This window comes from Amycolatopsis sp. NPDC114478, assembly GCF_055633805.1.
The window spans coordinates 111,096-132,132 of sequence record NZ_JBVKDO010000013.1 but is presented as its reverse complement, the minus strand read 5'-3'; the positions used below and the strand labels follow the sequence as shown (position 1 = coordinate 132,132).

Below are 21,037 nucleotides of genomic sequence, written 5' to 3'. Positions count from 1 at the left end.
AGATTCATCGGGGTGCACGACATCGACACGGTGACCGCGGCGACCATTGAAAAGGCCGCCGAGCGGCTGGCCGGGGTGGTGACCCGCACGCCGCTGGAGCCGAGCGCGCGGCTGTCGTCCCGGGTGGACGCCCAGGTCTGGGTGAAGCGCGAGGACCTGCAGACCGTCCGGTCGTACAAGATCCGCGGCGCGTACAACTTCATCGTCCAGCTCGACGAGGCGACCCGCGCGCTCGGCGTCGTCTGCGCGAGTGCCGGGAACCACGCCCAGGGCGTCGCGTACGCGTGTCGTCGCCTTGGCGCCGACGGCCGCGTGTACGTCCCGGGCACCACGCCGCGGCAGAAGCGCGAGCGCATCGCGACGCTCGGCGGTGCCCACATCGAAGTCATCGTCGTCGGCGAGACGTACGAAGACGCCTTCGCCGCGGCCAACGAGGACGCCCAGCGCACCGGCGCGACGCTCGTGCCGGCGTTCGACGACGTCCGGACGGTCGCCGGCCAGGGCACGGTCGCCCTCGAGGTGATCGACCAGCTCGGGTTCGTGCCGGACGTCGTGGTCGTCCCGGTCGGCGGCGGCGGGCTGCTCGCCGGGGTCGGCAGCTGGCTGCGCGAACGGCACCCGGACGTCCGGGTCGTCGGCGTCGAACCGGCTGGCGCGGCGTGCATGGCCGCCGCGTTGGAAGCGGGACGGCCGGTGCGGCTGCCCGAGCTCGACTCGTTCGTCGACGGTGCCGCGGTGCGCGAGGCAGGCGCGGTCACCTACCCGCTGATCCGCGAGAGCGGCGCCGAGCTGACCGCGGTCGCCGAGGGCGCGATCTGCACCGAGATGCTCGCGATGTACCAGTCCGACGGGATCATCGCCGAACCCGCGGGTGCGCTGGCCGCGGCGGCGCTCGGCTCGGTGGTCCGGGTGGAGCCGCGGCAGACCGTCGTCGTGGTGGTCTCCGGCGGCAACAACGACGTCAGCCGCTACAGCGAGATCCTCGAACGCTCGCTGATGCACGAAGGGCTGAAGCACTACTTCCTGGTCGGGTTCCCGCAGGAGCCGGGCGCGCTGCGGCGGTTCCTCGAGCAGGTGCTCGGGCCCGAGGACGACATCACGCGCTTCGAATACGTCAAGCGCACCAACCGCGAGATGGGCCCGGCGCTGGTCGGCATCGAAATCGCCCGGTCGGCCGACCTGCCCGGGCTGCTGGCGCGGATGGACGCGAGCCCGCTGCAGGTGGAGCGGATCGAGCCGGGCAGCCCCCTGTTCCACTTCCTGCTGTGAGCGCGTGGTCCACTAGGCGGATGGTGAAGGTCGACGGGGTCCGCAGTGTCGAGGCGTTGCGCGAAAAGGTCCACGAGGGTGCGGAGCCCGAGTACCTGCTGTTCTACGGGCACACGCCCTCGAAGTCCGGCCGGGTGACGGCGAGCTGCCTGAGCCAGTGGTGGGTCGACCCGTTCGAGGCCGACGGCGTCGAGTACCCGACCGCCGAGCACTACATGATGGCCGGCAAGGCCGAGCTGTTCGGCGACCACGAGAAGGCCGAGCTGATCCGGACCACGGCGGACCCGAAGGCGGCGAAGGTGCTCGGCCGCGAGGTCGCCGGGTTCGACGCGGCGACCTGGGAGCGGCACCGGTTCGACATCGTCGTCGACGGCAACCTGGCCAAGTTCAAGGCCCACCGCGACCTGCGCCGGTTCCTGCTCGGGACCGGCGACGCGGTGCTCGTCGAGGCGTCCAAGAAGGACCTCGTCTGGGGCACCGGCCTCGCGCGCGAAGAGAAGAACGCGACCAAGCCGGACTACTGGCGGGGGCTGAACCTGCTCGGCTTCGCGTTGATGGAGGTCCGCGACCAGCTGCGGGCTCGCTGAGTCACGTCGGTACGTCGGCGGGACTAGCCCCGCCGACCAGGGCGTGGTCGATTTTCGGCTACTGCTCAGCCGAGGCCGAGGAACATCGTCTGGTGCAGGCCGCGCACGTGCTTCCTCGTCACGCGGGCCGCCGCGTCCGGGTCGCCCGCCGACAATGCCTTCACCAGCTTCGCGTGGTCGCGGTTCGACTCGCGCAGCTTCTCCATCGGGTACGGCAGGTAGAACCGGTACAGCTCCGCCAGCACCACCTCGTACTGCGCGACCGCCGCCGCCGGGCCGGGGGCCGCCACCGTCCGGTGGAACTCCGCGTCCAGCTCGTGGAACTCCGCCCAGCCCTTCGCCGTGTCCATGCGCGCGACCAAAGCCCGCAGGTGGGGCAGGTCCGGGGACCGTTTCGCCACCAATTGGACCAAGCCCGACTCCAAGACCTGGCGGTGATCGATCAGGCCGCGGACCTCGGCCGCCGACTCGCGGTAGGCGCCGACCTCGCGGACTCGCTCCGCCGGTGGGTCCGCGGCCACCGACGTCCCGCCGCCCCGGCCGCGGCGGCGTTCGATCAGGCCGTCGCCGACCAATGACTCCAGGGCCCTTCGCACCGTGATCTCCGCGACGCCGAGGGCTCGCGCGATTTCGGCGTTCGCCGGCAGGCGCTCGCCCGGCTTCAGCAGGCCGAGCTCCACCGCGAGCGCGATGCGCGCGCGGACGGTGTCCAGTGCGGACAACCGCCGGATGCCGGTCAGGGCCGGGGCGCTCAGGTCTGCCGTCGCCATGAAACGACCGTACCGCACAAATTGCTCATCTTGAGCACTCTTGTTTAAGTGTTCAAGATGGACTATTTTTCGTCCATGCCGCGACCCCTGCCGATCGCCCTGGTGCAAGCGCCGCCCCGGCTCGTCGGGGACGGCGGGTTCGCGGGCGAGGTCGAAGCGACCCTTCGCCGGTTTCCGGACACGCGGCTGGCCGCCTTCCCCGAACTGCACCTCTGCGGCGTCGACGGCGAAGGCGACGAGCGCACCCGTCAACTGCGCGAAGCCGCCCAGCCGTTGCGCGGAAAACGGACCACGGAACTCGCCGAACTGGCCGGCGACCTCGGGATCTGGCTCGCGCCCGGCACCGTTTGCGAAGAAGGCGACCACGGCGAGCTGTTCAACACCGCCCTGGTCTTTTCCCCGCGAGGCGAGCTGGCCGGCTGGTACCGGAAGGTCTTCCCCTGGCGGCCGCACGAGCCGTACGACCCCGGCGACCGGTTCGTCGTCGCCGATCTGGCCGACGCCGGCCGCGTCGGGTTCTCGATCTGCTACGACGCCTGGTTCCCCGAGGTGACCCGCCACCTCGCCTGGATGGGGGCCGAGGTCGTGCTCAACCCCGTCCAGACCACGACCCCCGACCGCGCGCAGGAGCTCGTCCTGGCCCGGGCGAACGCCATCGTCAACCAGGTGTTCATCGCCAGCGTGAACACCGCCGGCCCGTTCGGGATGGGCGACAGCCTGCTCGTCGGCCCCGAAGGCGACGTCCTCGGCGCGTTGCCGGGAAACGACCACGGCGTCCTCGCCCACACCATCGACCTCGACGAGGTCGCCCGCGTCCGCCGCGACGGGACCGCGGGCACCAACCGCGTGTGGGCGCAGTTCACCCCCGCCGACGCTCCCCTGCAGCTGCCGCTCTACCAGGGCCGGATCGACCCGGACCGCTGGAGTCCACGAGAAGGAGACGACCGATGACCACCACGGGCGCGGCCCCGGCCACCCTGCAGCGCCGCCTCGGCCTGCCCGGCGTCGTCCTGTTCGGGCTCGCCTACATGGCTCCGCTGATCGTGCTCGGCACGTTCGGCATCGTCGCGACGACGACCGAGGGCACCGTTCCCTCGGCTTACCTGCTCGCCCTGGTCGCGATGCTGTTCACGGCCGCGAGCTACGGGAAGATGGCCGCCACCCACCCCGTCGCCGGCTCGGCCTACACCTATGTCCGGAAAGCGGTCGACGCGCGCGCCGGGTTCCTCGTCGGGTGGGCGGTGCTGCTCGACTACTTCTTCCTGCCGATGGTGATCTGGCTGATCGGGGGCGCCTACCTGTCGGCCGAGTTCCCGTCCGTGCCCAATTGGATCTGGTTGATCACTTTCATCGCGGTGACGACGATCCTCAACGTCCTCGGCATCAAGATCGCCGAAAAGGCCAACTTCGTCCTGATGGCCTTCCAGATCCTGGTCATCGGGTTCTTCGTCGTTCTTTCGGTCAAGCAGGTGCTGCACGTCGGCGGTTCGCTGGCGAGCACGCAGCCCTTCTTCCACGCGGGCAGCACGCTGGGCACGATCTCCGGCGGCGCCGCGCTCGCGACGTACTCCTTCCTCGGCTTCGACGCCGTCACGACGTTGACCGAGGAGACGACCGAGCCGCGCCGGACGATCCCGCGCGCCATCCTGCTGACCGCGTTGATCGGCGGCGGCATCTTCATCGTGCTGGCCTACTTCACCCAGCTCGCGCACCCGGGCAGCGTGTTCACCGACGAGTCGTCGGCCGCGTTCGAAATCGCGACGACGATCGGCGGCAACCTCTTCGCGTCCTTCTTCCTCGCCGGCCTGGTGGTCGCGCAGTTCGCGTCGGGGATCGCCGCGCAGGCGAGCGCGTCGCGGCTGATGTTCGCGATGGGCCGCGACGGCGTGCTTCCGCGCGTTTTCGGCAAACTGCAGCCGCGGTTTGCGACGCCGGTGTTCGGCATCGTCCTGACCGGGCTCGTCGGGCTGGTCGCGCTGGCGCTCGACGTAAGCACGTCGACGTCGTTCATCAACTTCGGCGCGTTCACCGCGTTCACGTTCGTCAACGTCAGCGTGCTGGCGACGTGGCTGCGCGACCGGTCCGGGAAACGCGCGCTGACCTGGGTGGTCTTCCCGGTGATCGGCGCCGTGGTCGATTTGTGGCTACTGGTCAACCTCGACGGCATCGCGCTGGTCTTCGGCCTGGTCTGGCTGGCGATCGGCATCGTCGTCCTGGCGGCGATCACCCGCGGCTTCCGGCGGCCGCCGCCGGAGATGACGTTCGAGGAGTGACTCAGGGACAGTCGCTCTCGCCGCCGCTGCGCTCGACGCAATGGGTCGGCTGCGGCGGCGGGGGCGGCGGGTGGTGGGGCTGCGCCCACCGCACTGCCACCACCACGGCGACCACCGCGAGACAGACACCGTAGAACCAGGTCCAGCCGCGCCGCCGAGTGGTCGCAGAAACGACCACGCCCAGGACAGGGATGCCCGCGCCGAGCCAGGACGCCCAGGCGAAGAAGGCGCTCGCCGCGACGGGGTCGCCGGTCCCCGCCCACAATCCGGACGCCGTCAACGCGCCCTGGAAGAACATCAACGGGACGAAGAGCAGCCACACCACCGCGCCCACCGCGAGCAGGGCGCCGGCGACGACGTCGCCGAAATCGCGCCACACCGTCAGCCGCCCGGGCAGTCGTTGCCGCCGCCGCTGCGCTCGACGCAGTGGCTCGGTCCCGGTGGTGGTGGTGGCGGCGCGTGCCGGACGTGAGCGACCCAGCTCGACGCGGCGACCACCGCCGCCACGGTGAGACAGATGCCGAAGAACCACGTCCAGCCGCGCCGGCGCGTTGTCGCCGAAACGACCACGCCCACGAGCGGCAGACCCGCGCCGAGCCAGGACGCCCAGGTCAGGTAGCCGCGGGCGCCGTCCCCGACCTCGCCGAACACCGGGATGCTCGCCAGGAACCCGAGCAGCACCAGGAACGGGACGACGACCAGCAGGCCCACGGCGCACACCGCCACGACGAGCGAAGACCACGCGGTCCGGAGATCCCCCACCGGGCGAGTGTGCCCGGAAAACGACCAGAATGCCTGAGTAGATCTACTGCTCGAGCGTCTTCTGCAGTGCCTTGTTCGCCTTTCGCGCCATGTCGGCGACGGCTTCGCGACGAGCCGCGTCGGCCGCGTAGTCCTCTTCGCGGTTACGCACGACTCGCGCCGGCGCGCCGACCGCGATCGAGTAGTCCGGGATGTCACCGCGGACGACCGCGTGCGCGCCCAGCACCGAGCCGCGGCCGATGCGCGTGCCCTTCAGGACGCTCACCTTCGTGCCCAGCCACGTGTCCGGCCCGATGCGGACCGGCGACTTCACGATGCCCTGGTCCTTGATCGGGACGTGGATGTCCGAAATGACGTGGTCGAAGTCACAGATGTACACCCAGTCGGCGACCAGTGTGGCCGCGCCGAGCTCGATGTCGAGGTAGCAGTTGATGACGTTCTGGCGGCCGAACACCGACTTGTCGCCGATCCGCAGCGAACCCTCGTGGCAGCGGATCGCGTTGCCGTCGCCGATGTGGACCCAGCGGCCGATCTCCAGCCGCCCGTAGCCCGGCCGACAGTGGATCTCCACGTCCTTCCCGAGGAACAGCATCCCGCGCAGGATGATGTGCGGGTTGGCGAGCCGGAACTTGAGCAGCCGGTAGTACCGGACCAGGTACCAGGGCGTGTACGCGCGGTTGCGCAGCACCCAGCGCAGCGAGTCGGCGGTCAGGAACTTCGCCTGCCGCGGGTCCTGCCGCGCGCGGCGCCAGGCCCGCACCCGCGACAGTGCGGGCGCACCCCACATCGACGTCATGCCCGTGACCGTAACCTGTGTACGGGACGGGTTCACGGGCAAGGGGAGCTGGATGGGCACGAAGCTGATCATCGACACCGACCCGGGCGTCGACGACGCGCTGGCGATCGCGCTCGCGGCGCTGTCCCCGGACGTCGACCTGCTCGGCGTGACGTCGGTTTTCGGCAACGTCCCCCTCGACCGCACGACGGCGAACGCACGCCGCTTGCTGGAGCTCTTCGGCCGCACCGACGTGCCGGTCGCCGCCGGAGCGAGTCGGCCGCTGGTCTATTCGAAGCCACGCGACGCCAAGGAGGTCCACGGCGGCGACGGCCTCTCGGGCCACTCCTCCACGCTGCCCGAGGCGACCCGGCCCGTCGAAGAACGCGACGCCGTCCACCTGATGGTGGACCTCCTGGAAGCGTCGGACGAGCCGGTGACCATCGCCCCGATCGGGCCGCTGACGAACATCGCCGCCCTGTTCGCGGCCCACCCGGGCGCGGCGGCGAAGATCGCGCGGCTGGTGATCATGGGCGGCGGCGTGACGTTCGGCAACAGCACCACCGCCGCCGAGTTCAACATCTGGAGCGACCCCGAGTCGGCCCGCCGGGTGCTGGTCGAGGAGGACGTCCCGGTCGTGCTCGTGCCGCTCGACCTCACGCACCGCTGCGCCGTCGACGGCGAGTGGCTGGCCAAGCTCGCGGCGTCGGGTCCTGTCGGGGCCACCCTCGAAGGCCTCACCTCGACCTACCGGCAGCACTACACGCGCGTGTTCGGCGAAGACCGGATGGTCATGCACGACGCCGTCGCCGTCGCCGAGGCCATTTCGCCGGGAATCCTGCACACCGAGACCTACCGTGTCGACGTCGACTGCGGGCTGGGGCCGGCGCGCGGGCAGACGCTCGTCGACCGGCGGAAGCTCGGCGAGGACGATCCGCAGTTCAGTCCCGGCCGCCCGATCGAGGTCGCGATGGACACCGACCTCGACGGCCTGCGCACCTTCGTCCTCGACCGGCTCACCGGGGCCGCGCGGTGAGCGAAGAGCCCGAGGTCGTGCCGGACGACGCGCCGGCGAAAGAGCCGCGCCGCCGGAGAACCGCCGTCGTGGTGGCCGCGGTGGTCGTGGTCGCCGCCGCGCTCGTGGTCGGCGTCCAGTTCGCGCCGAAACAGCAGGAGACGACGAACGCCGCCGCGACGGTGACGTCGGCGCCGACGCCGTCTGTCCCGAAAACGACCACGCCCCCGCAGCCGTCGACGCCGCCGAAGGTGCCGGAAGCGAGCGAGTTCGACGCCTGGGCGTCCAAGACCAGCCAGTGGCTCGACGTCCCGCTGCGCGCGATGGTCGGCTACGCGAAGGCGACGACGAAAATCGGCAAGGACATCCCCGGCTGCCACCTCTCCTGGGTGACGCTCGCCGCGGTCGGAAAAGTGACCACGGACCACGGCCGGGCGCGGGGCGGGCAGATCGGCACCACCGGCGTGCTCGACAAGCCGCTCGGCACGATCGAGGTGCGCGACTTCTACAACAAGGTCGTCTCGACGGCGAACGCCGCCGGCCCGATGCAGCTCTCCCCCGCGCTGTGGGCGAAGTACCAGGCGAGCTACGCGGGCGGGAAGCCCGATGTCCAGAACATCGACGACGCCGCGTTGACCACCGGCCGCGCGCTGTGCGACGGCGGGACCGACCTGTCGCAGGGCCAGCCGTGGTGGGACGCGGTCGCGAAGCTGCAGTCGGCGCCGCTGTTCCTGCACCGGACGCTGGCGACGGTCAACGTCTACGGCACGGTCGGCCAGGGCACGGCGGCGCCGAACCCGGCGGTGCTGAGCGCGGTCAACTTCGCCATCGACAAGATCGGCCTCCCCTACATCTGGGGTGGCAACGGCACCGGCGGCAACGACCCGGGCTTCGACTGCTCCGGCCTGACGACGGCGGCGTACGGCAGCGCCGGCGTCAAGCTGATGCGCACGGCCGACACGCAGTTCCGGAGCGTCCCGCACGTGACCGATCCGCAGCTCGGCGACCTGATCTTCTACGGCGAGCCGGCGACGAAGATCCACCACGTCGGCCTCTACATCGGCAACCAGCAGATGATCGACGCGCCGCAGACCGGCCAGGCGGTGCAGGTCCACTCCTACCGCCGGGACGGCGACGACTACGCCGGAGCGGGCCGCCCGACCGCCTGAAAAGTTTCTCCGGCGGCGATGTCGAGAACGCGCGATCGGCTGCGTCCCCGGTGCGAACGCGGCCAAGATGGGCCGCACGCGCACCGAGGAGCACGACGATGGCCAAGTACCTGCTGCTGAAGCACTACCGAGGCGCCCCGGCTTCGGTCAACGACGCACCCATGGACCAGTGGACGCCGGAGGAGATCTCGGCCCACGTGAAGTACATGGAGGACTTCGGGAAGCGGCTCGAGGAGACCGGCGAGTTCGTCGAGCACCGCGCGTTGGCCCCCGAGGGGACGTTCGTCCGGTTCGACGGCGAGGGGCGCCCGCCGGTCACCGACGGCCCGTTCGCGGAGACGAAGGACCTCATCGCCGGCTGGACGATCATCGACGTCGACAGCTACGAGCGCGCCCTCGAGCTGGCCGCGGAGCTGTCGGCCGCCCCGGGCAAGGGCGGCGAACCGGTCGGCGAATGGCTCGAACTGCGGCCGTTCTGGGGCCCGGCGACCACCATCACGGAGTGACGTCATGCACCAGAGCGCCATCGACGAAGTCCTGAACCGCCCGCTCAGCCGGGAGCTCCTGGCCCGCGACCTGACCCGGCTCGCCTACACCGCCCTCGACGGCACCCCGCGGTCGATCCCGATCGCGTTCACTTGGAACGGCTCGCAGCTCGTGCTGTGCACGTCGAAGAACGCGCCGAAGCTGCCGGCGCTGCGCCGCAACCCGGCGGTCGCCCTGACGATCGACACCGAGGTGCACCCGCCGAAGATCCTGCTGATCCGCGGCACGGTCGAGCTGGACGTCGTCGACGGCATCCCGGACGAATACCTGCAGTTCAACGGCACCTACGAGATGACGCCCGAGCAGCGGGTGGAGTGGGAGGCGGGCGTGCGGTCGCTCTACGACGGCATGGTCCGGATCGTGGTCACACCCACCTGGGCGAAGCTGATCGACTTCGAGACGACGCTGCCGTCCGCCGTCGAAGAGCTCATCCGCCGGCGCGACGAGCGCCAGACCGTCTGAGAGGAGGAACGATGGGGAACTTCCCGCGGCTCCGGCCGGAAGGCGACATGACGGTCGAGGGCCGGGTGGTCGACCTCGTCGACGGGCTCGACGGGGTCCGCTCGGACATCGCGATGATGCGGACCCCGGACGGCGCCGAGCTCGTCGGCGAGGTGGCGCAGTACGAGGACAGCTTCCGGCTCTGCTACCTGCGCGGGCCGGCGGAGATCATCGTCGAGCTGGCCGAAAAGGTGGGGTGAGCGTGGACGAGGTCCTGCTCCGCAGCCTGACGCCGCACGTGCTCGGGATCGTCGTCCGGCGCGGGGCGGACTTCGCGTCGGCCGAGGACGCCGTGCAGGAGGCACTGATCGAAGCGTTGCGCGTCTGGCCGGACGACCCGCCGCGTGACCCGAAGGGCTGGCTGGTCACCGCGGCGTGGCGCAAGTTCCTCGACGCGGCCCGGTCGGACAGCGCGCGGCGCCGGCGCGAAGACGTCGTCGACGTCGAGCCGGCGCCCGGCCCCGCATCCACAGTGGACGACACGCTCCAGCTGTACTTCCTGTGCGCGCACCCGTCGCTGACGCCGTCTTCGGCGGTCGCGTTGACACTGCGCGCCGTCGGTGGGCTGACCACCCGGCAGATCGCCCAGGCGTATTTGGTCCCCGAAGCGACCATGGCCCAGCGGATCAGCCGGGCGAAGCGCACGGTCGGGACCGTGCGCTTCGACCAGCCCGGCGACGTCGCGACCGTGCTGCGGGTGCTCTACCTCGTCTTCAACGAGGGCTACTCCGGCGACGTCGACCTGGCCGCCGAGGCCATCCGGCTGACCCGGCAGCTCGCGGCCGCGATCGACCACCCCGAGGTCGCGGGCCTGCTCGCGCTCATGCTGCTGCACCACGCCCGGCGCGCCGGCCGGACCGCGGCGGACGGCAGCCTGGTGCCGCTCGCCGAGCAGGACCGCGGCCGCTGGGACACCGCGGCGATCGCGGAGGGCGTCGCGATCCTGCAGGCGGCGCTCGCCCGCGACCGGCTGGGCGAGTTCCAGGCCCAGGCGGCCATCGCGGCCCTGCACGCCGACGCGCCCACGGCCGGCGAGACCGACTGGGTGCAGATCGTCGAGTGGTACGACGAGCTCGCGAAGCTGGCCGGCAGCCCGGTCGTCCGGCTGAACCGCGCGGTGGCGGTCGGCGAGGCGGACGGCGCCCGCGCGGGGCTCGCCGCACTCGCGGAAGTGGACGACACGCTGCCCCGGCACACGGCGGTCGCGGCCTACCTCCACGAGCGCGACGGCGACCTGGTGACCGCGGCGCGGCTGTACTCGGAGGCGGCCGCGAAGGCGCCGAACCTCGCCGAGCGCGACCACCTGACCCGGCAGGCCGCGCGGCTCAACACCCACCTGCGCGGGTGACGCGCTTGGGATCCGCGAGCCACCCGCGACACCGCCTGCGCGGCTGGGATCCGCGAGCCGCACCCGCGACACCTGCCTGGGCGACTCAGCCGAGGTGGTCGTTTTCGCCGCTCACCCAGGCGATGTACCGCTCGGCCGAGCGGCGGACCGCGCCCTTCGCGTCGCCCCGGATCGTTCCGCCCAGCAGGCCGTAGAGGCGGTCGAACTCGTACGGCTCCAGCCGGTCCACGATCCGGCGCACCAGGCCCGCCGATAGCGGGATCTTGTTGGGGTAGCTGCGCATGAACGTCACCCAGCCGGCCGCCGCCACCGGGACCATCGTGTCGCCGGCCAGCAGGACGCCGCCGGTTTCGTTGGCGACGTGGGCCACCGCGGCGCCGGGGAAGTGCCCGCCCGCCTCGATCAGCGTCACGCCCGGCAGGACCCGCTCGGTGCCGGACCACTCGCGCAGCACCGGGTCCTCGCGCCGCACCCACCGCCGATCCGCCGCGTGCACCAGCACGGGGACACCGCCGAGCCGCTGGCTCCAGCTGACCTGGGAGCCGTACATGTGCGGGTGGCTGGCCACGATCACGGCGGCGCCGCCCAGTTCCTCGAGCTTGGTGGCGAGCGCCGCGTCGAGGTGGTTCGGCGGGTCCCAGAGCAGGTTGCCCCCGGGCGTCCGCACCAGGTGCGTCCACTGGCCGATGCCGGACGGTGGTTCCCGGTTGAACCGGTGCAGCCCCGGTTCCAGCTCTTCGTGCACCATTTCGCGGGTGCCGGCCGAGATGTCCTCGAGGGTCGTCCAAACTTGGCCCGAAGGGGGCACCCACTGGCGGTCGTCGGCGCAGATGGCGCAGTCGCCGGCCGGGGGCCGTTCGGTGTCGGGGTGCTCGACCCCGCAGGTTCCGCAGATCCAGATCGTCACGACGCCAGTGTCGAATCTCCAGCATGGTCGAGGTCAAGGAACGGCTCCAGCAGCTCGAGCAGGGCGTCCGGCCGGTCGAGCGGGATGATGTGGCCGCAGTCCTCGACGAGGTGGGTCACGAGGTCGTCGGCGACGGGCCGCAGCTGGCGGGCGAGCGCGTCGCCGACCGGGTGGGCGCCGATCGCCATCGTGGGCATGGTCAGCCGTCCCGCCGCGACGGCGTCCGCGATCTGCCGCGCGCTGACCGGCATCGCGCGGTAGTGGGCGAACGCGGCACGCAAGGCGTCGCGCCCGGTGTACGCGGCGACGAAGTGGTCGCGGATCTCGCGCGGCACCCCGCGGCCTTGCGTGCCCGCGTCGAGGAACCAGTCGACGTACTCGGCTTCGTGTCCGGTCAGGACGGTCTCGGCGAGTTCCGGGACGGCGTGGAACCCGAACCACCACGGCGGCCCGCCCGCGAGGAAGTCCTCGGCGCCCGGGAGGCGGCCCAGCAGCGACTCCATCAGGACGAGCCGGCGGACGCGCCCGGGACGTCGCATGGCCAGGAGGAACGCGGGCGGCGCGCCGGCGTCGATGCCGACGACGGTCGCCGCCGGCTCGCCCAGCGCGTCTAGCAGCGCTTCGGCGTCGGCGGCGAGGGTGCCCGCGTCGTAGCCGACGTGGGGGCGTTCCGACTCGCCGAGCCCGCGCAGGTCGGGCGCGATGACGCGGTGGCGCCGCGCCAGCCGCGGGACGACTTCGGTCCAGACCCGCCGGGTGTGCGGGAAGCCGTGCAGCAACAGGACGGCCGGCCCCTCCCCCGTGACCGTGACGCCGACTTCGATGCCGTTGACCCGCAGCATGTCTCTCCCAGGGCAGTTACCATTGGTTACCAGAAAACCGTAGGTAACTTGACGCCGCCGGCCAAGACGGCACTTCCCCGACAGGTGGTGAGCTCCAGGTGACCCCCTCCCCGCGCGGCGACCTGTTCGACCCGGCCTGCCCGACGCGCCGGCTGCTCGACCGGATCGGCACGAAGTGGACGTCGATGGTGGTCAAGGTGCTGGCCGAGGCGGACCCGCGCGAGGTGCGGTTCGCCGAGCTGCAACGGCGGATGCCGGGGGTCTCGCAGAAGATGCTGTCGGTGACGTTGCGCTCGCTGACGAGCGACGGCTTGGTCGCCCGCCGCGTCGAGCCGACCGTGCCGCCGAAGGTCCACTACCGGCTCACGGATCTGGGCCGCTCGCTGGAAACTCCCCTGGCGGCGCTGCGGAACTGGGCCGAGGAGAACATGGCGGCGATCGACCGGGCCAACGCGGCCGCGGCGGACTGACCGTCAGGCGGGGCCGGCGAGGCCGATCACGTTGCCCTCCGGGTCGGTGAAGTGGGCGACCACCAGGTCGCGCCCGGGCGCGCGGTCCGGCCCCATCCGGCGGGTACCGCCGAGGCGTTCGGCTTCGGCCAGCGCGGCCGCGACGTCCGGGACGCCCACGTAGAACACGACGTGGCTCTCGTACCCCGTGCCGCCGCCGACGCCGCCCGGGATGCCGTCCGTTTCGACGAAGCCGTAGTTGCCCGCCTCCGACACCTGGGCCGACACCGGCCCCGACGTGTCGTACTCCCAGCCGAACAGCTCGCCGTAGTACTCGCGCAGCCGCGCCGGGTCGGTTCCGATGATTTCGAAGTGCACGACCGGATTTCCCATGGCGGCCACCGTACGCCGTTGTAGTTGTTAAAAACAACCACCAAGTTGTAGATTAAGACCATGCCGACGAGCCGCAGCTACGGAGACGCCTGCACGATCGCCCGCGCGCTGGACGTCGTCGGGGAACGCTGGGCGCTGCTCTGCGTGCGCGAGCTGCTGCTGGGCCCGCAGCGCTTCTCCGACGTCCGCCGCGCGCTGCCGGGCGCCAGCTCGAACCTGGTCACCGACCGGCTCCGCGAGCTGGAGGGCCACGGCGTCGTCGCACGCCGGAAGCTGCCTCCCCCGGCGGCCTCGACGGTCTACGAACTGACCGACTGGGGCCGTGAGCTGGAGCCGGTCGTGCTGGCGCTGGGCACGTGGGGCTCCCGACTGTCCTTGGCCCCGGCGGCGCACCTGGGCACGACGTCCGTGCTGCTGTTCCTCCGCGGCTTCGCCCGTCCGCGCTCGACCGCGTGCCACCGCGTCGAACTCGACAGTCGCGTGTGGACGGTCCGCACCGAACCGGGCCGGCTGACGGTCGAACCGGGCGAGCCAGCCGCCCCGGACGCGACGATCCGGACCGACCCGCCGACGTTGAACGCGCTGCTCGAAATCCCGTCCGACCTGGACGCGGCGATCGCCGACGGCCGGGTGACGGTCGACGGCAACCGCAAAGCCGTCCGGCGCCTGCTGAGCGAAACGCTCAGCGCGTGAGCGCGCCTTCCCGGACCCGCAGCGACGGCGCCAGGAACAGCATCGCGAACGTCACCACGACCGCCGACGACAACGCCCAGTGCAGCCCGATCCGCGTCGCCAACGCGCCCACCAGCACCGGCTCGACCAGGAACCCCAGGTACCCACACGCGGCGACCGCCGCCACCGCGCGGCCCGGCGCGTCCGCCTGCTTGCGGCTCGCCACGCTCCACGCGATCGGCACGATCCCGGCCACGCCCAGCCCGACGACCGCGAAGCCGGCGACCCCGGCCACCGGCCACGGCGCCGCGAGGACCACGGCGAACCCCAGCACCGCGACCGTGGTCGCCACGCGGACGAACCGCACCGCGCCCGTGCGGGCCACGATCCGGTCGGCGACCAGACGGACCGCGATCATCGTCCCGGAGAAGGTGAAGTAGCCCAGGGAGGCGAGCGCGGGCGTCGCGCCGGTGACGTCCGCCAGGTAGACCGCGCTCCAGCTGTTGACCGCGCCCTCGGCGACGAACCCGCAGAACGCGATCACCCCCAGCGGCACCAAGGCCCGGCTCGGCCACGCGAACGCCGCGTCGCCCTGCCCGCGGTCGGCCCCGGTCAGGAAGAGCGCCCGGCCCACAGCGCGAGGGCCAGCAGCACCGCGCCGGCCACCGGGAAGTGCGCCGAGACCGGGACGTGCAGGGCCTCCATCAGCGCGTCGACGCCGGAGCCCGCGAGGCCGCCGATGTTCCAGAACGCGTGGAAGCCGGCGAAGATCGGCCGGCCGTAGCCCTCCTCGACGCGGGCCGCGTGGGCGTTCATCGCGACGTCGAGCAGGCTGTTGCCCACGCCGAGCACGACCAGCGCGGCCACGAAAACCGGCGCCGACGAGGCGAACGCCACCAGCGGCAGGCCGCCGCACAGCACGACCGCGCCGAGCACGACCGCCGCGCGGCTGCCGATCCGGGTGAGCAGCGCCCCCGCGCCCAGCAGTGCGACCACCGATCCGAAGGCGAGGCCGAACAGGCCGGTGGCCAGCTGGGCCGTGGTCAGGCCCAGCTGATCCTGGACCGCCGGCACCCTCGCCAGCCAGGTCGCGAACGCCGCCCCGCAGACGGCGAAGACGACCGAGACTCCCAGGCGCGCGCGTTTCAGATCCCCCGTCACGTTCCGCGATTATCCTGATCTTGGGAAAAATCGGCTAACTATGTAGAGACCGCGGGCCGGGCTCCGTCCTTTCCCGTGAACGCGCCACCGGGGCGCGGGAAGGAGCCGATCATGGCGAAGTACATGCTGCTGATGAGCTACACCGCCGGTGCCGGGTGCGACCTGCCGATGGGCGAATGGCCGCCGGAGGACATCCGGGCGCACATCGACTTCCAGCACGCGCTCGACGCCGAGCTGCGCGACAAGGGCGAGCTCGTCGACGCCCAGGGCCTGGCCGGGCCCGACCTGGCGAAGACGGTCGTGTCCGACGGCCGGACCAGCCCCGTGGTCACCGACGGGCCGTACCCGGAGGGCAAGGAGCTGCTGGCCGGCTACTGGGTCGTCGACGTCGAGAGCGAGGAGCGCGCGCTGGAGATCGCCGCGAAGGCGTCGGCCGCGCCCGGGCCGGGTGGCGTGCCGATCCAGCAGCCGATCGAGGTCCGCCAGGTGATGAGCGCGCCCGCCTGATGGCCGCCGACGTGGTCGAGGACCTGCTGCGGACGCTCGCGCCGCAGGTCCTCGGCGTCGTCGCACGGCGTTTTCGCGACTTCGACGCCGCGGAGGACGCCGTGCAGGAGGCGCTGCTCGCGGCCGCGCGGCACTGGCCGTCCGACGGTCTGCCGGACAACCCGCGCGGGTGGCTGGTCCAGGCCGCCGTGAACCGGCTGACCGACCAGCTCCGCAGCGACCAGGCCCGTCGCCGCCGGGAGGACGCGGCGGCGCTGGAACCACCGCCGGCCGATGTCCCGGATCGCGACGACACCCTCGTCCTGCTGTTCCTGTGCTGCCACCCGGCGCTGACGCCGGCGTCGGCGATCGCGCTGACGCTGCGCGCGGTCGGCGGCCTGACCACGGCCGAGATCGCGGGGGCGTTCCTGGTTCCGGAAGCGACGATGGCCCAGCGGATCACCCGGGCGAAGGCACGGATCAAGGCGTCGGACGTCCCGTTCCGGCTGCCCGCCGCCGACGAGCGCGACGCCCGGCTCCGGTCCGTGCTGCACGTGCTCTACCTGGTGTTCAACGAGGGCTACACGAGCAGCGCGGGCGGGCGGCTGCACCGGACCGAGCTGTCCGGCGAGGCGATCCGGCTGACGCGGCTGCTGCACGCGATGCTGCCGGACGACGGCGAGGTCACCGGGCTGCTGGCGCTGATGCTGCTCACGGACGCGCGGCGCCCGGCGCGGACCGGGCCGTCCGGCGAGCTGGTGCCGCTGGCCGAGCAGGACCGCGCGAAGTGGGACCGCGCGCAGATCCGGGAAGGCGTCGCGCTGGCCACCGAGGCGCTCGCGCTCGGCGACGCGGGCGAGTACCGGCTGCAGGCCGCGATCGCCGCCGCGCACGACATCGCGCCGCGCGTCGAGGACACGGACTGGGGCCGCATCCTGGGCACGTACCGGCTGCTGGAGCGGCTGACGGACAACCCGGTGGTGACCCTCAACCGCGCGATCGCGACGGCGATGGTGCACGGGCCGGCCGCCGGGCTTGCGCTGCTGGAGACCCTCGAGCTGACCGGGCACCGGCTCGACGCCGTCCGCGCGCACCTGCACGAGCTGGCCGGGGACGTCGACGCCGCCGTCCGGCACTACGACGCCGCGGCCGCGCGGACGACGAACACCCCGGAGCAGCGATACCTGCTGACGCGGGCCGCGCGGTTGCGGGAGGGCTCCCGGTCCTGATCGCCGCCGGCTTGACGAGCGCCGTATAGTCGGTTCCGAGTAATAGGGAGCGACTAGTGCCACCACGCAAGATCCGCAACACGCTCGCGCTGGCCCTGCTGGGCCTGCTGCTGGAACGCCCGATGCACCCGTACGAAATGGCGTCCACGCTGCGCGAGCGCTACAAGGACAGCAGCTTCAAGATCAACCCGGGTTCGCTCTACGACACCGTGGAGTCGCTGGCGAAGCACCGCTGGATCGAACCCGTCGAGACGGTCCGGGAAGGCAACCGGCCCGAGCGGACCGTCTACGCGCACACCGAACTCGGCCGCCAGGAGTTCGTCGCCTGGCTGGACGAACTGGTCCGCGAGCCCGTCACGGAGTACCCGAAGTTCGTCGCGGCGGTCAGCTACCTCGGCGCGCTCGGCCCGGAACGCGCGGCCGACGCGCTGGAGGAACGCACCCGCCACCTCGCCGCCCGCATCGACGGCGCGAACACCGCCCTCGACGAGACCGTCGGCAAGGGCGCGCCGCGGCTGTTCATGATCGAGGTCGAGTTCGTCCGGCACGCGTGGCAGGCGGAGCTCGACTGGGCCCGCGCCACCGCCGCGGAAATCCGCTCCGGCTCGCTGCCGTGGCCCGACCACCTCTGAGGGGAACACGATGCTGGAAACCGACGTCCTCGTCGCCGGGGCCGGTCCCGCCGGCCTGCTGCTCGCCGCGGAGCTCGCGCTGGCGGGCGTGCGCGCCACGATCGTCGAACGCCATCCTTCGCGGCCGCCGTACTGCCGCGGCTTCAACCTCAACGCGCGGTCGCTGGACCTGCTGGCCCGCCGCGGGCTGGCCGAGGGCCTGGTCGCCGAGGGGCACCAGGTGCCGCACGCGCCGGTCACCGGCCTGCCCGGACCGTTGCTGCTCGCCGGCGCGGCCACCGACCACCCGTTCTCGCTGGGGATTCCGCAGACCCGCGTCGAGGAGGTCCTGGAGGGGTGGGCCGCCGACCTCGGCGTCGAAATCCTGCGGGGGCACGAGCTGCGGTCGTTCACGCAGTCGCCGGAAAGCGTTTCCAGCGTCGTCCACAATGGACGATTCGGCCGCACGATCACGGCGCGTTTCCTGGTGGGGTGCGACGGCGGGCGCAGTACGGTGCGCAAGAAGGCCGGGATCGACTTCCCGGGCGTGGACGCGCGCTGGTACGCGCTGCTCGGCGACGTCGAATGCGAGCTGCCGTACGGGGTTTCGGCCGGACCGGACGGCCGGACGCTGTTCGTGATCCCGCGGCCGGGGTACGTGCGGATCGTGGTCCGCGAGGACGACCCGCCGGCCGACAAGTACGCCCCCGTGACGCTCGAACAGCTCCAGGCGCAGGTGGACGCGGTGCTGGGACGGCACGTCGAGCTGCGGTCACCGCGCTGGCTGACCCGCTTCGGCGACGCGGCGCGCTTGGCGACGCGGTATCGCGAAGGCCGAGTGCTGCTGGCGGGCGACGCGGCGCACATCCACCCGCCGGCGGGGGCGATCGGGGTCAACGTGGCCCTCGACGACGCGTTCAACCTGGGCTGGAAGCTGGCGGCGACGGTGCTGGGGACGGCCCCGCCCGGACTGCTGGACACCTACCACGCCGAGCGGCACGCGGCGGGCGAGCGGATCCTGGCGAACACGCGGGCGCAGGTGGCGGTGGCGGAGGCGGGTGCCGAGCCGTGGGCGGATCTGCTGCGGCGGGTCGCCGAGCACCCGGCGGGGAACCGGGCGTTGGCGGAGATCATCACGGGGCTGGACGCGTGTTACGAGCCTGGGGAGCATCCTTGGCTGGGGCGGTTGGCGCCGGATGTGCCGCTTGTCGTCGATGGCCGCGAGACGCACCTGGCCGCGTTGCTGCAGTCTGGGCGTCCGGTATTGCTGGATCTGCGCGGGTCTTTCGGTGCGTGGTCGGGATTTGATGTCGTGGCGGCTGAGTCACCGTCCACTTCGGACGTCGGGGCGGTGCTGCTGCGGCCGGACGGCCATGTGGCTTGGGTGACTTCCGGCGCGGACCAGGAGGGGTTGGCGGAGGCGGTGCACCGCTGGATCGGCGACGTCCCGATCCCGGCGACGGCCTGATCTCGGCGGCGGCGAGACTGGATGGGCCGGCACACCTGCGGCGGTCGTCGGCCTGGGACCAGGTCAGCGGCAAGGCGGCCTACTTCCGCGGCTCGCACGCCCCCTGGCAACGCGGCTCGAACGAAAACACCACCGGATTCCCTAAGGGGCGCCCCCTGGTCCAGTCTACCGGCGCGCACTGACAAAACTCCGTCCTCGGGTGGCGAACGCCCGAGCTGTCCACAATCAACCCTGGCTGTGGACAGCTCGGGTCAAGACCGCGCGCTGCTCGACTCGGCCGTCCAGGGTGAACCGGCTGTGGGGCTTGAACCCGAGCTTCTCCACCACCCGCGCCGATGCCTTGTTCACCGGTTCGTACACCGCCAGCAGACGGTCCGCGAAACCGGACGAAAACACGTGGTCCCGCACCGCCGCCGTCGCTTCCGTTGCGTACCCTCGGCCCCCGCCCGAAGGGGCGATCCACCAGCCCATCTCCACCGCCGGTGCCGCCAAGCCGGACTCCGTGGCGCTGCGGCTCACCAGCGATACCACGCCGTCGAACGAGCCCGGTGATGCCGATACCGCGAACCAGCCGAACCCGTGCGCCGCCCAGTGGGCCAGCGTTGCCCGGTGCTTGGCCAGCGTGTACTCGCGGGTCCACGGCTCGCCCGTGCCCACGTACCGGACCGTCTCCGGGAGCTGGGCCAGCGCGAACAAGTCGTCGAAGTACTCCTCGGCCCACTCGTGCAGGGTGAGCCGTTCCGTGGTGATCAGCACCGGCGACAGTCTAGGCATGCGCGGTCTTCCCGCCATCGATCACCAGTTGCGCCCCCGTCATGTAGGGGAAGTCGCCCGAGGCCAGCGCCAGGGCGAAGACCGCGATCTCGTCCGCCGTCGCCATGCGTTTCAGCCCCGGCACGTTCGTCTTCGCCCAGTTCGCCGCCATCGCGTCCCACACCGCGTCCGGCAGGTTCAGCGCGCCGGCCGCGCGGCGCACCAGCTCCGTGTTCGTCGTGCCGGGAACCAGCGCGTTGACGCGGATTCCCCGCTCGGCGTAGTCCAGTGCCGCGGCTTGGACCAGCCCGACCAGGCCGCGCTTGGACGCCGTGTACGCGCCGCGGCCCGCGTCGGTCGCCAGCGCGTTGGACGACGCCGTCACCACCACCGTGCCGCCACCCGCCGCCAGCAGGTGCGGGACCTCGTACTTCAGCGCCAGGAAGGTGCCGCGCAGGTTCGTGCCGACGACGTCGTCCCACTCGGCCGCGGTGTACTCGTGCAACGGCTTCTGGACGGTGACGCCCGCGTTGTTGAAGCACACGTGGAGCCCGCCGTACTTCGCCGCGACCGTGTCGACAAAGCGCTTCACGTCGTCTTCCGACCGGACGTCGGCGCGCACGTACGTCGCCTCGCCGCCCGCGTCGCGGATCTGACGCTCGACCTCGGCGCCGAGCGGCTCGCGGCGTCCGCAGAAGCCGACTTTCCCGCCTTCGGCCGCGAACCGGACCGCGGCCGCGCGGCCGATCCCCGACGTCGCGCCGGTGACCAGCACCTTCCCGGCGAACCGCCGCGCCGCCGACGGCTCGACCCGCGGCGTCGGCGCGCCGCCCTGCACCAGTGCGACCCCGCCCGCGACACCGGCGACCGCGCCCACCCCGGCGGCGATCCCGCCGGTGGCCAGGAGCCGGCGCCGGCTGTAGCGGCGGGGTTCTTCGTCGTTCTCGCTCATGCCCCCAGCGTGGCGGCGTCCGGTCGCGCGGCCATCTGTCGAACCGACTGGTGTTCACCGCCGGTCACCGGGGTAGCCCGTTCGGCCGATGGTCCACAC

The 21,037-nt window shown here is 72.0% G+C and carries 27 protein-coding genes and 1 pseudogene; 17 read left to right on the top strand and 11 right to left on the bottom strand.

The genetic code is table 11. The annotated features are described in order from the left end of the window. Positions 1-12: 12 nt before the first annotated feature. Both ilvA and ACZ7OH_RS31785 read left to right on the top strand, forming a co-directional pair. Positions 13-1,269, top strand: a complete 1,257-nt coding sequence (ilvA, locus tag ACZ7OH_RS31790) for a threonine ammonia-lyase IlvA (protein WP_470284192.1) — start codon at positions 13-15, stop codon at positions 1,267-1,269. Between the two features lie 20 nt (positions 1,270-1,289). Next, on the top strand, positions 1,290-1,856 hold the full coding sequence (locus ACZ7OH_RS31785; protein ID WP_470284191.1) for an NADAR family protein: 567 nt from the start codon (positions 1,290-1,292) through the stop codon (positions 1,854-1,856). Between the two features lie 65 nt (positions 1,857-1,921). Here ACZ7OH_RS31785 and ACZ7OH_RS31780 read toward each other — a convergent pair whose 3' ends face one another. Beyond that, complete coding sequence (locus tag ACZ7OH_RS31780; protein WP_470284190.1) at positions 1,922-2,626, bottom strand: FadR/GntR family transcriptional regulator; 705 nt, start codon at positions 2,624-2,626, stop codon at positions 1,922-1,924. Positions 2,627-2,701: 75 nt separating this feature from the next. On the opposite strand from ACZ7OH_RS31780, the gene ACZ7OH_RS31775 reads away from it, so the two are divergent. Continuing rightward, entirely contained in the window at positions 2,702-3,577 is an 876-nt protein-coding gene (locus tag ACZ7OH_RS31775; RefSeq protein ID WP_470284189.1) for a carbon-nitrogen hydrolase family protein, read from the top strand. After that, positions 3,574-4,899, top strand: a complete 1,326-nt coding sequence (locus ACZ7OH_RS31770; protein ID WP_470284188.1) for an APC family permease — start codon at positions 3,574-3,576, stop codon at positions 4,897-4,899. Before ACZ7OH_RS31775 ends, ACZ7OH_RS31770 begins: the two co-directional genes overlap by 4 nt. Position 4,900: 1 nt before the next feature. Here the strand turns inward: ACZ7OH_RS31770 and ACZ7OH_RS31765 are convergent, their stop codons facing one another. From ACZ7OH_RS31765 to ACZ7OH_RS31755, 3 genes are read right to left on the bottom strand one after another with little or no spacing between them, the layout of a single operon-like run. After that, positions 4,901-5,278 carry a hypothetical protein gene (locus ACZ7OH_RS31765; protein WP_470284187.1) on the bottom strand — a complete coding sequence of 126 codons (378 nt, stop codon included), beginning with the start codon at positions 5,276-5,278 and terminating at the stop codon, positions 4,901-4,903. A gap of 2 nt (positions 5,279-5,280) precedes the next feature. Beyond that, the gene (locus ACZ7OH_RS31760) at positions 5,281-5,661 is read right to left on the bottom strand and encodes a hypothetical protein (protein ID WP_470284186.1); all 381 of its coding nucleotides are present in this window, start codon (positions 5,659-5,661) and stop codon (positions 5,281-5,283) included. Between the two features lie 43 nt (positions 5,662-5,704). Further along, entirely contained in the window at positions 5,705-6,457 is a 753-nt protein-coding gene (locus tag ACZ7OH_RS31755; protein WP_364457597.1) for an acyltransferase, read from the bottom strand. Between the two features lie 52 nt (positions 6,458-6,509). Here ACZ7OH_RS31755 and ACZ7OH_RS31750 point away from each other — a divergent pair, with 52 nt between their 5' ends. The 6 genes from ACZ7OH_RS31750 to ACZ7OH_RS31725 all read left to right on the top strand — a co-directional run bounded on the left by ACZ7OH_RS31750 (position 6,510) and on the right by ACZ7OH_RS31725 (position 11,015). Continuing rightward, positions 6,510-7,472, top strand: coding sequence for a nucleoside hydrolase (locus tag ACZ7OH_RS31750; protein ID WP_470284185.1), 963 nt, complete (start codon positions 6,510-6,512; stop codon positions 7,470-7,472). 17 nt (positions 7,473-7,489) lie between these two features. After that, positions 7,490-8,620, top strand: coding sequence for a C40 family peptidase (locus tag ACZ7OH_RS31745; protein WP_470284340.1), 1,131 nt, complete (start codon positions 7,490-7,492; stop codon positions 8,618-8,620). A 98-nt stretch (positions 8,621-8,718) separates the two neighbouring features. Continuing rightward, the gene (locus ACZ7OH_RS31740; protein WP_400903096.1) at positions 8,719-9,126 is read left to right on the top strand and encodes a YciI family protein; all 408 of its coding nucleotides are present in this window, start codon (positions 8,719-8,721) and stop codon (positions 9,124-9,126) included. 4 nt (positions 9,127-9,130) lie between these two features. After that, positions 9,131-9,628 (top strand): pyridoxamine 5'-phosphate oxidase family protein, encoded by a 498-nt coding sequence (locus ACZ7OH_RS31735; RefSeq protein ID WP_470284184.1) that lies wholly within the window; start codon positions 9,131-9,133, stop codon positions 9,626-9,628. Positions 9,629-9,639: 11 nt separating this feature from the next. Continuing rightward, positions 9,640-9,867, top strand: a complete 228-nt coding sequence (locus ACZ7OH_RS31730) for a VOC family protein (RefSeq protein WP_470284183.1) — start codon at positions 9,640-9,642, stop codon at positions 9,865-9,867. A 2-nt stretch (positions 9,868-9,869) separates the two neighbouring features. Beyond that, a complete protein-coding gene (locus ACZ7OH_RS31725; protein WP_470284182.1) occupies positions 9,870-11,015 on the top strand; it encodes an RNA polymerase sigma factor in 1,146 nt (381 codons plus the stop codon). A gap of 85 nt (positions 11,016-11,100) precedes the next feature. Here the strand turns inward: ACZ7OH_RS31725 and ACZ7OH_RS31720 are convergent, their stop codons facing one another. Then, positions 11,101-11,922, bottom strand: a complete 822-nt coding sequence (locus ACZ7OH_RS31720) for an MBL fold metallo-hydrolase (protein ID WP_470284181.1) — start codon at positions 11,920-11,922, stop codon at positions 11,101-11,103. Continuing rightward, positions 11,919-12,764, bottom strand: a complete 846-nt coding sequence (locus tag ACZ7OH_RS31715; RefSeq protein WP_470284180.1) for an alpha/beta fold hydrolase — start codon at positions 12,762-12,764, stop codon at positions 11,919-11,921. The genes ACZ7OH_RS31720 and ACZ7OH_RS31715 overlap by 4 nt, the downstream gene beginning before the upstream one ends. Before the next feature lie 98 nt (positions 12,765-12,862). On the opposite strand from ACZ7OH_RS31715, the gene ACZ7OH_RS31710 reads away from it, so the two are divergent. Continuing rightward, positions 12,863-13,234 carry a winged helix-turn-helix transcriptional regulator gene (locus ACZ7OH_RS31710; protein WP_470284179.1) on the top strand — a complete coding sequence of 124 codons (372 nt, stop codon included), beginning with the start codon at positions 12,863-12,865 and terminating at the stop codon, positions 13,232-13,234. Between the two features lie 3 nt (positions 13,235-13,237). Here the strand turns inward: ACZ7OH_RS31710 and ACZ7OH_RS31705 are convergent, their stop codons facing one another. Continuing rightward, a complete protein-coding gene (locus tag ACZ7OH_RS31705) occupies positions 13,238-13,606 on the bottom strand; it encodes a VOC family protein (protein ID WP_470284178.1) in 369 nt (122 codons plus the stop codon). A gap of 60 nt (positions 13,607-13,666) precedes the next feature. On the opposite strand from ACZ7OH_RS31705, the gene ACZ7OH_RS31700 reads away from it, so the two are divergent. Then, complete coding sequence (locus ACZ7OH_RS31700) at positions 13,667-14,299, top strand: winged helix-turn-helix transcriptional regulator (RefSeq protein ID WP_470284177.1); 633 nt, start codon at positions 13,667-13,669, stop codon at positions 14,297-14,299. Here the strand turns inward: ACZ7OH_RS31700 and ACZ7OH_RS31695 are convergent. Together ACZ7OH_RS31695 and ACZ7OH_RS31690 are read right to left on the bottom strand one after the other, a co-directional pair. Beyond that, positions 14,289-14,912 carry an MFS transporter gene (locus tag ACZ7OH_RS31695; protein ID WP_470284176.1) on the bottom strand — a complete coding sequence of 208 codons (624 nt, stop codon included), beginning with the start codon at positions 14,910-14,912 and terminating at the stop codon, positions 14,289-14,291. The genes ACZ7OH_RS31700 and ACZ7OH_RS31695 overlap by 11 nt on opposite strands. After that, positions 14,891-15,439: an MFS transporter gene (locus ACZ7OH_RS31690; RefSeq protein WP_470284175.1), complete on the bottom strand. Its 549-nt coding sequence runs from the start codon at positions 15,437-15,439 to the stop codon at positions 14,891-14,893. The genes ACZ7OH_RS31695 and ACZ7OH_RS31690 overlap by 22 nt, the downstream gene beginning before the upstream one ends. 111 nt (positions 15,440-15,550) lie before the next feature. On the opposite strand from ACZ7OH_RS31690, the gene ACZ7OH_RS31685 reads away from it, so the two are divergent. From ACZ7OH_RS31685 to ACZ7OH_RS31665, 5 genes and pseudogenes are all read left to right on the top strand, one after another. After that, positions 15,551-15,946, top strand: a complete 396-nt coding sequence (locus ACZ7OH_RS31685) for a YciI family protein (RefSeq protein WP_400903068.1) — start codon at positions 15,551-15,553, stop codon at positions 15,944-15,946. Then, positions 15,946-17,154, top strand: a complete 1,209-nt coding sequence (locus tag ACZ7OH_RS31680) for an RNA polymerase sigma factor (protein ID WP_470284174.1) — start codon at positions 15,946-15,948, stop codon at positions 17,152-17,154. Before ACZ7OH_RS31685 ends, ACZ7OH_RS31680 begins: the two co-directional genes overlap by 1 nt. A gap of 56 nt (positions 17,155-17,210) precedes the next feature. After that, positions 17,211-17,786, top strand: a complete 576-nt coding sequence (locus ACZ7OH_RS31675; RefSeq protein ID WP_470284173.1) for a PadR family transcriptional regulator — start codon at positions 17,211-17,213, stop codon at positions 17,784-17,786. A 10-nt stretch (positions 17,787-17,796) separates the two neighbouring features. After that, complete coding sequence (locus ACZ7OH_RS31670) at positions 17,797-19,233, top strand: FAD-dependent monooxygenase (protein WP_470284172.1); 1,437 nt, start codon at positions 17,797-17,799, stop codon at positions 19,231-19,233. Between the two features lie 26 nt (positions 19,234-19,259). Continuing rightward, positions 19,260-19,382 (top strand): annotated as a pseudogene (locus ACZ7OH_RS31665) (IS30 family transposase); the annotation flags it as partial. Between the two features lie 76 nt (positions 19,383-19,458). Here ACZ7OH_RS31665 and ACZ7OH_RS31660 read toward each other — a convergent pair. Continuing rightward, the gene (locus ACZ7OH_RS31660) at positions 19,459-19,989 is read right to left on the bottom strand and encodes a GNAT family N-acetyltransferase (RefSeq protein WP_470284171.1); all 531 of its coding nucleotides are present in this window, start codon (positions 19,987-19,989) and stop codon (positions 19,459-19,461) included. 10 nt (positions 19,990-19,999) lie between these two features. Next, entirely contained in the window at positions 20,000-20,938 is a 939-nt protein-coding gene (locus tag ACZ7OH_RS31655; RefSeq protein WP_470284170.1) for an SDR family NAD(P)-dependent oxidoreductase, read from the bottom strand. Between the last annotated feature and the right edge of the window lie 99 nt (positions 20,939-21,037).

Excerpts from the sequence above, each read along its gene's own strand:
- ACZ7OH_RS31700 (WP_470284177.1), top strand. The coding sequence starts at position 13,667 with ATGCCGACGAGCCGCAGCTACGGAGACGCCTGCACGATCGCCCGCGCG.
- ACZ7OH_RS31655 (WP_470284170.1), bottom strand. The coding sequence starts at position 20,938 with ATGAGCGAGAACGACGAAGAACCCCGCCGCTACAGCCGGCGCCGGCTC.
- ACZ7OH_RS31715 (WP_470284180.1), bottom strand. The coding sequence starts at position 12,764 with ATGCTGCGGGTCAACGGCATCGAAGTCGGCGTCACGGTCACGGGGGAG.
- ACZ7OH_RS31755 (WP_364457597.1), bottom strand. The coding sequence starts at position 6,457 with ATGACGTCGATGTGGGGTGCGCCCGCACTGTCGCGGGTGCGGGCCTGG.
- ACZ7OH_RS31775 (WP_470284189.1), top strand. The coding sequence starts at position 2,702 with ATGCCGCGACCCCTGCCGATCGCCCTGGTGCAAGCGCCGCCCCGGCTC.
- ACZ7OH_RS31780 (WP_470284190.1), bottom strand. The coding sequence starts at position 2,626 with ATGGCGACGGCAGACCTGAGCGCCCCGGCCCTGACCGGCATCCGGCGG.
- ACZ7OH_RS31680 (WP_470284174.1), top strand. The coding sequence starts at position 15,946 with ATGGCCGCCGACGTGGTCGAGGACCTGCTGCGGACGCTCGCGCCGCAG.
- ACZ7OH_RS31685 (WP_400903068.1), top strand. The coding sequence starts at position 15,551 with ATGGCGAAGTACATGCTGCTGATGAGCTACACCGCCGGTGCCGGGTGC.
- ACZ7OH_RS31740 (WP_400903096.1), top strand. The coding sequence starts at position 8,719 with ATGGCCAAGTACCTGCTGCTGAAGCACTACCGAGGCGCCCCGGCTTCG.
- ACZ7OH_RS31770 (WP_470284188.1), top strand. The coding sequence starts at position 3,574 with ATGACCACCACGGGCGCGGCCCCGGCCACCCTGCAGCGCCGCCTCGGC.
- ACZ7OH_RS31730 (WP_470284183.1), top strand. The coding sequence starts at position 9,640 with ATGGGGAACTTCCCGCGGCTCCGGCCGGAAGGCGACATGACGGTCGAG.
- ACZ7OH_RS31735 (WP_470284184.1), top strand. The coding sequence starts at position 9,131 with ATGCACCAGAGCGCCATCGACGAAGTCCTGAACCGCCCGCTCAGCCGG.
- ACZ7OH_RS31670 (WP_470284172.1), top strand. The coding sequence starts at position 17,797 with ATGCTGGAAACCGACGTCCTCGTCGCCGGGGCCGGTCCCGCCGGCCTG.
- ACZ7OH_RS31785 (WP_470284191.1), top strand. The coding sequence starts at position 1,290 with ATGGTGAAGGTCGACGGGGTCCGCAGTGTCGAGGCGTTGCGCGAAAAG.
- ACZ7OH_RS31750 (WP_470284185.1), top strand. The coding sequence starts at position 6,510 with ATGGGCACGAAGCTGATCATCGACACCGACCCGGGCGTCGACGACGCG.
- ACZ7OH_RS31705 (WP_470284178.1), bottom strand. The coding sequence starts at position 13,606 with ATGGGAAATCCGGTCGTGCACTTCGAAATCATCGGAACCGACCCGGCG.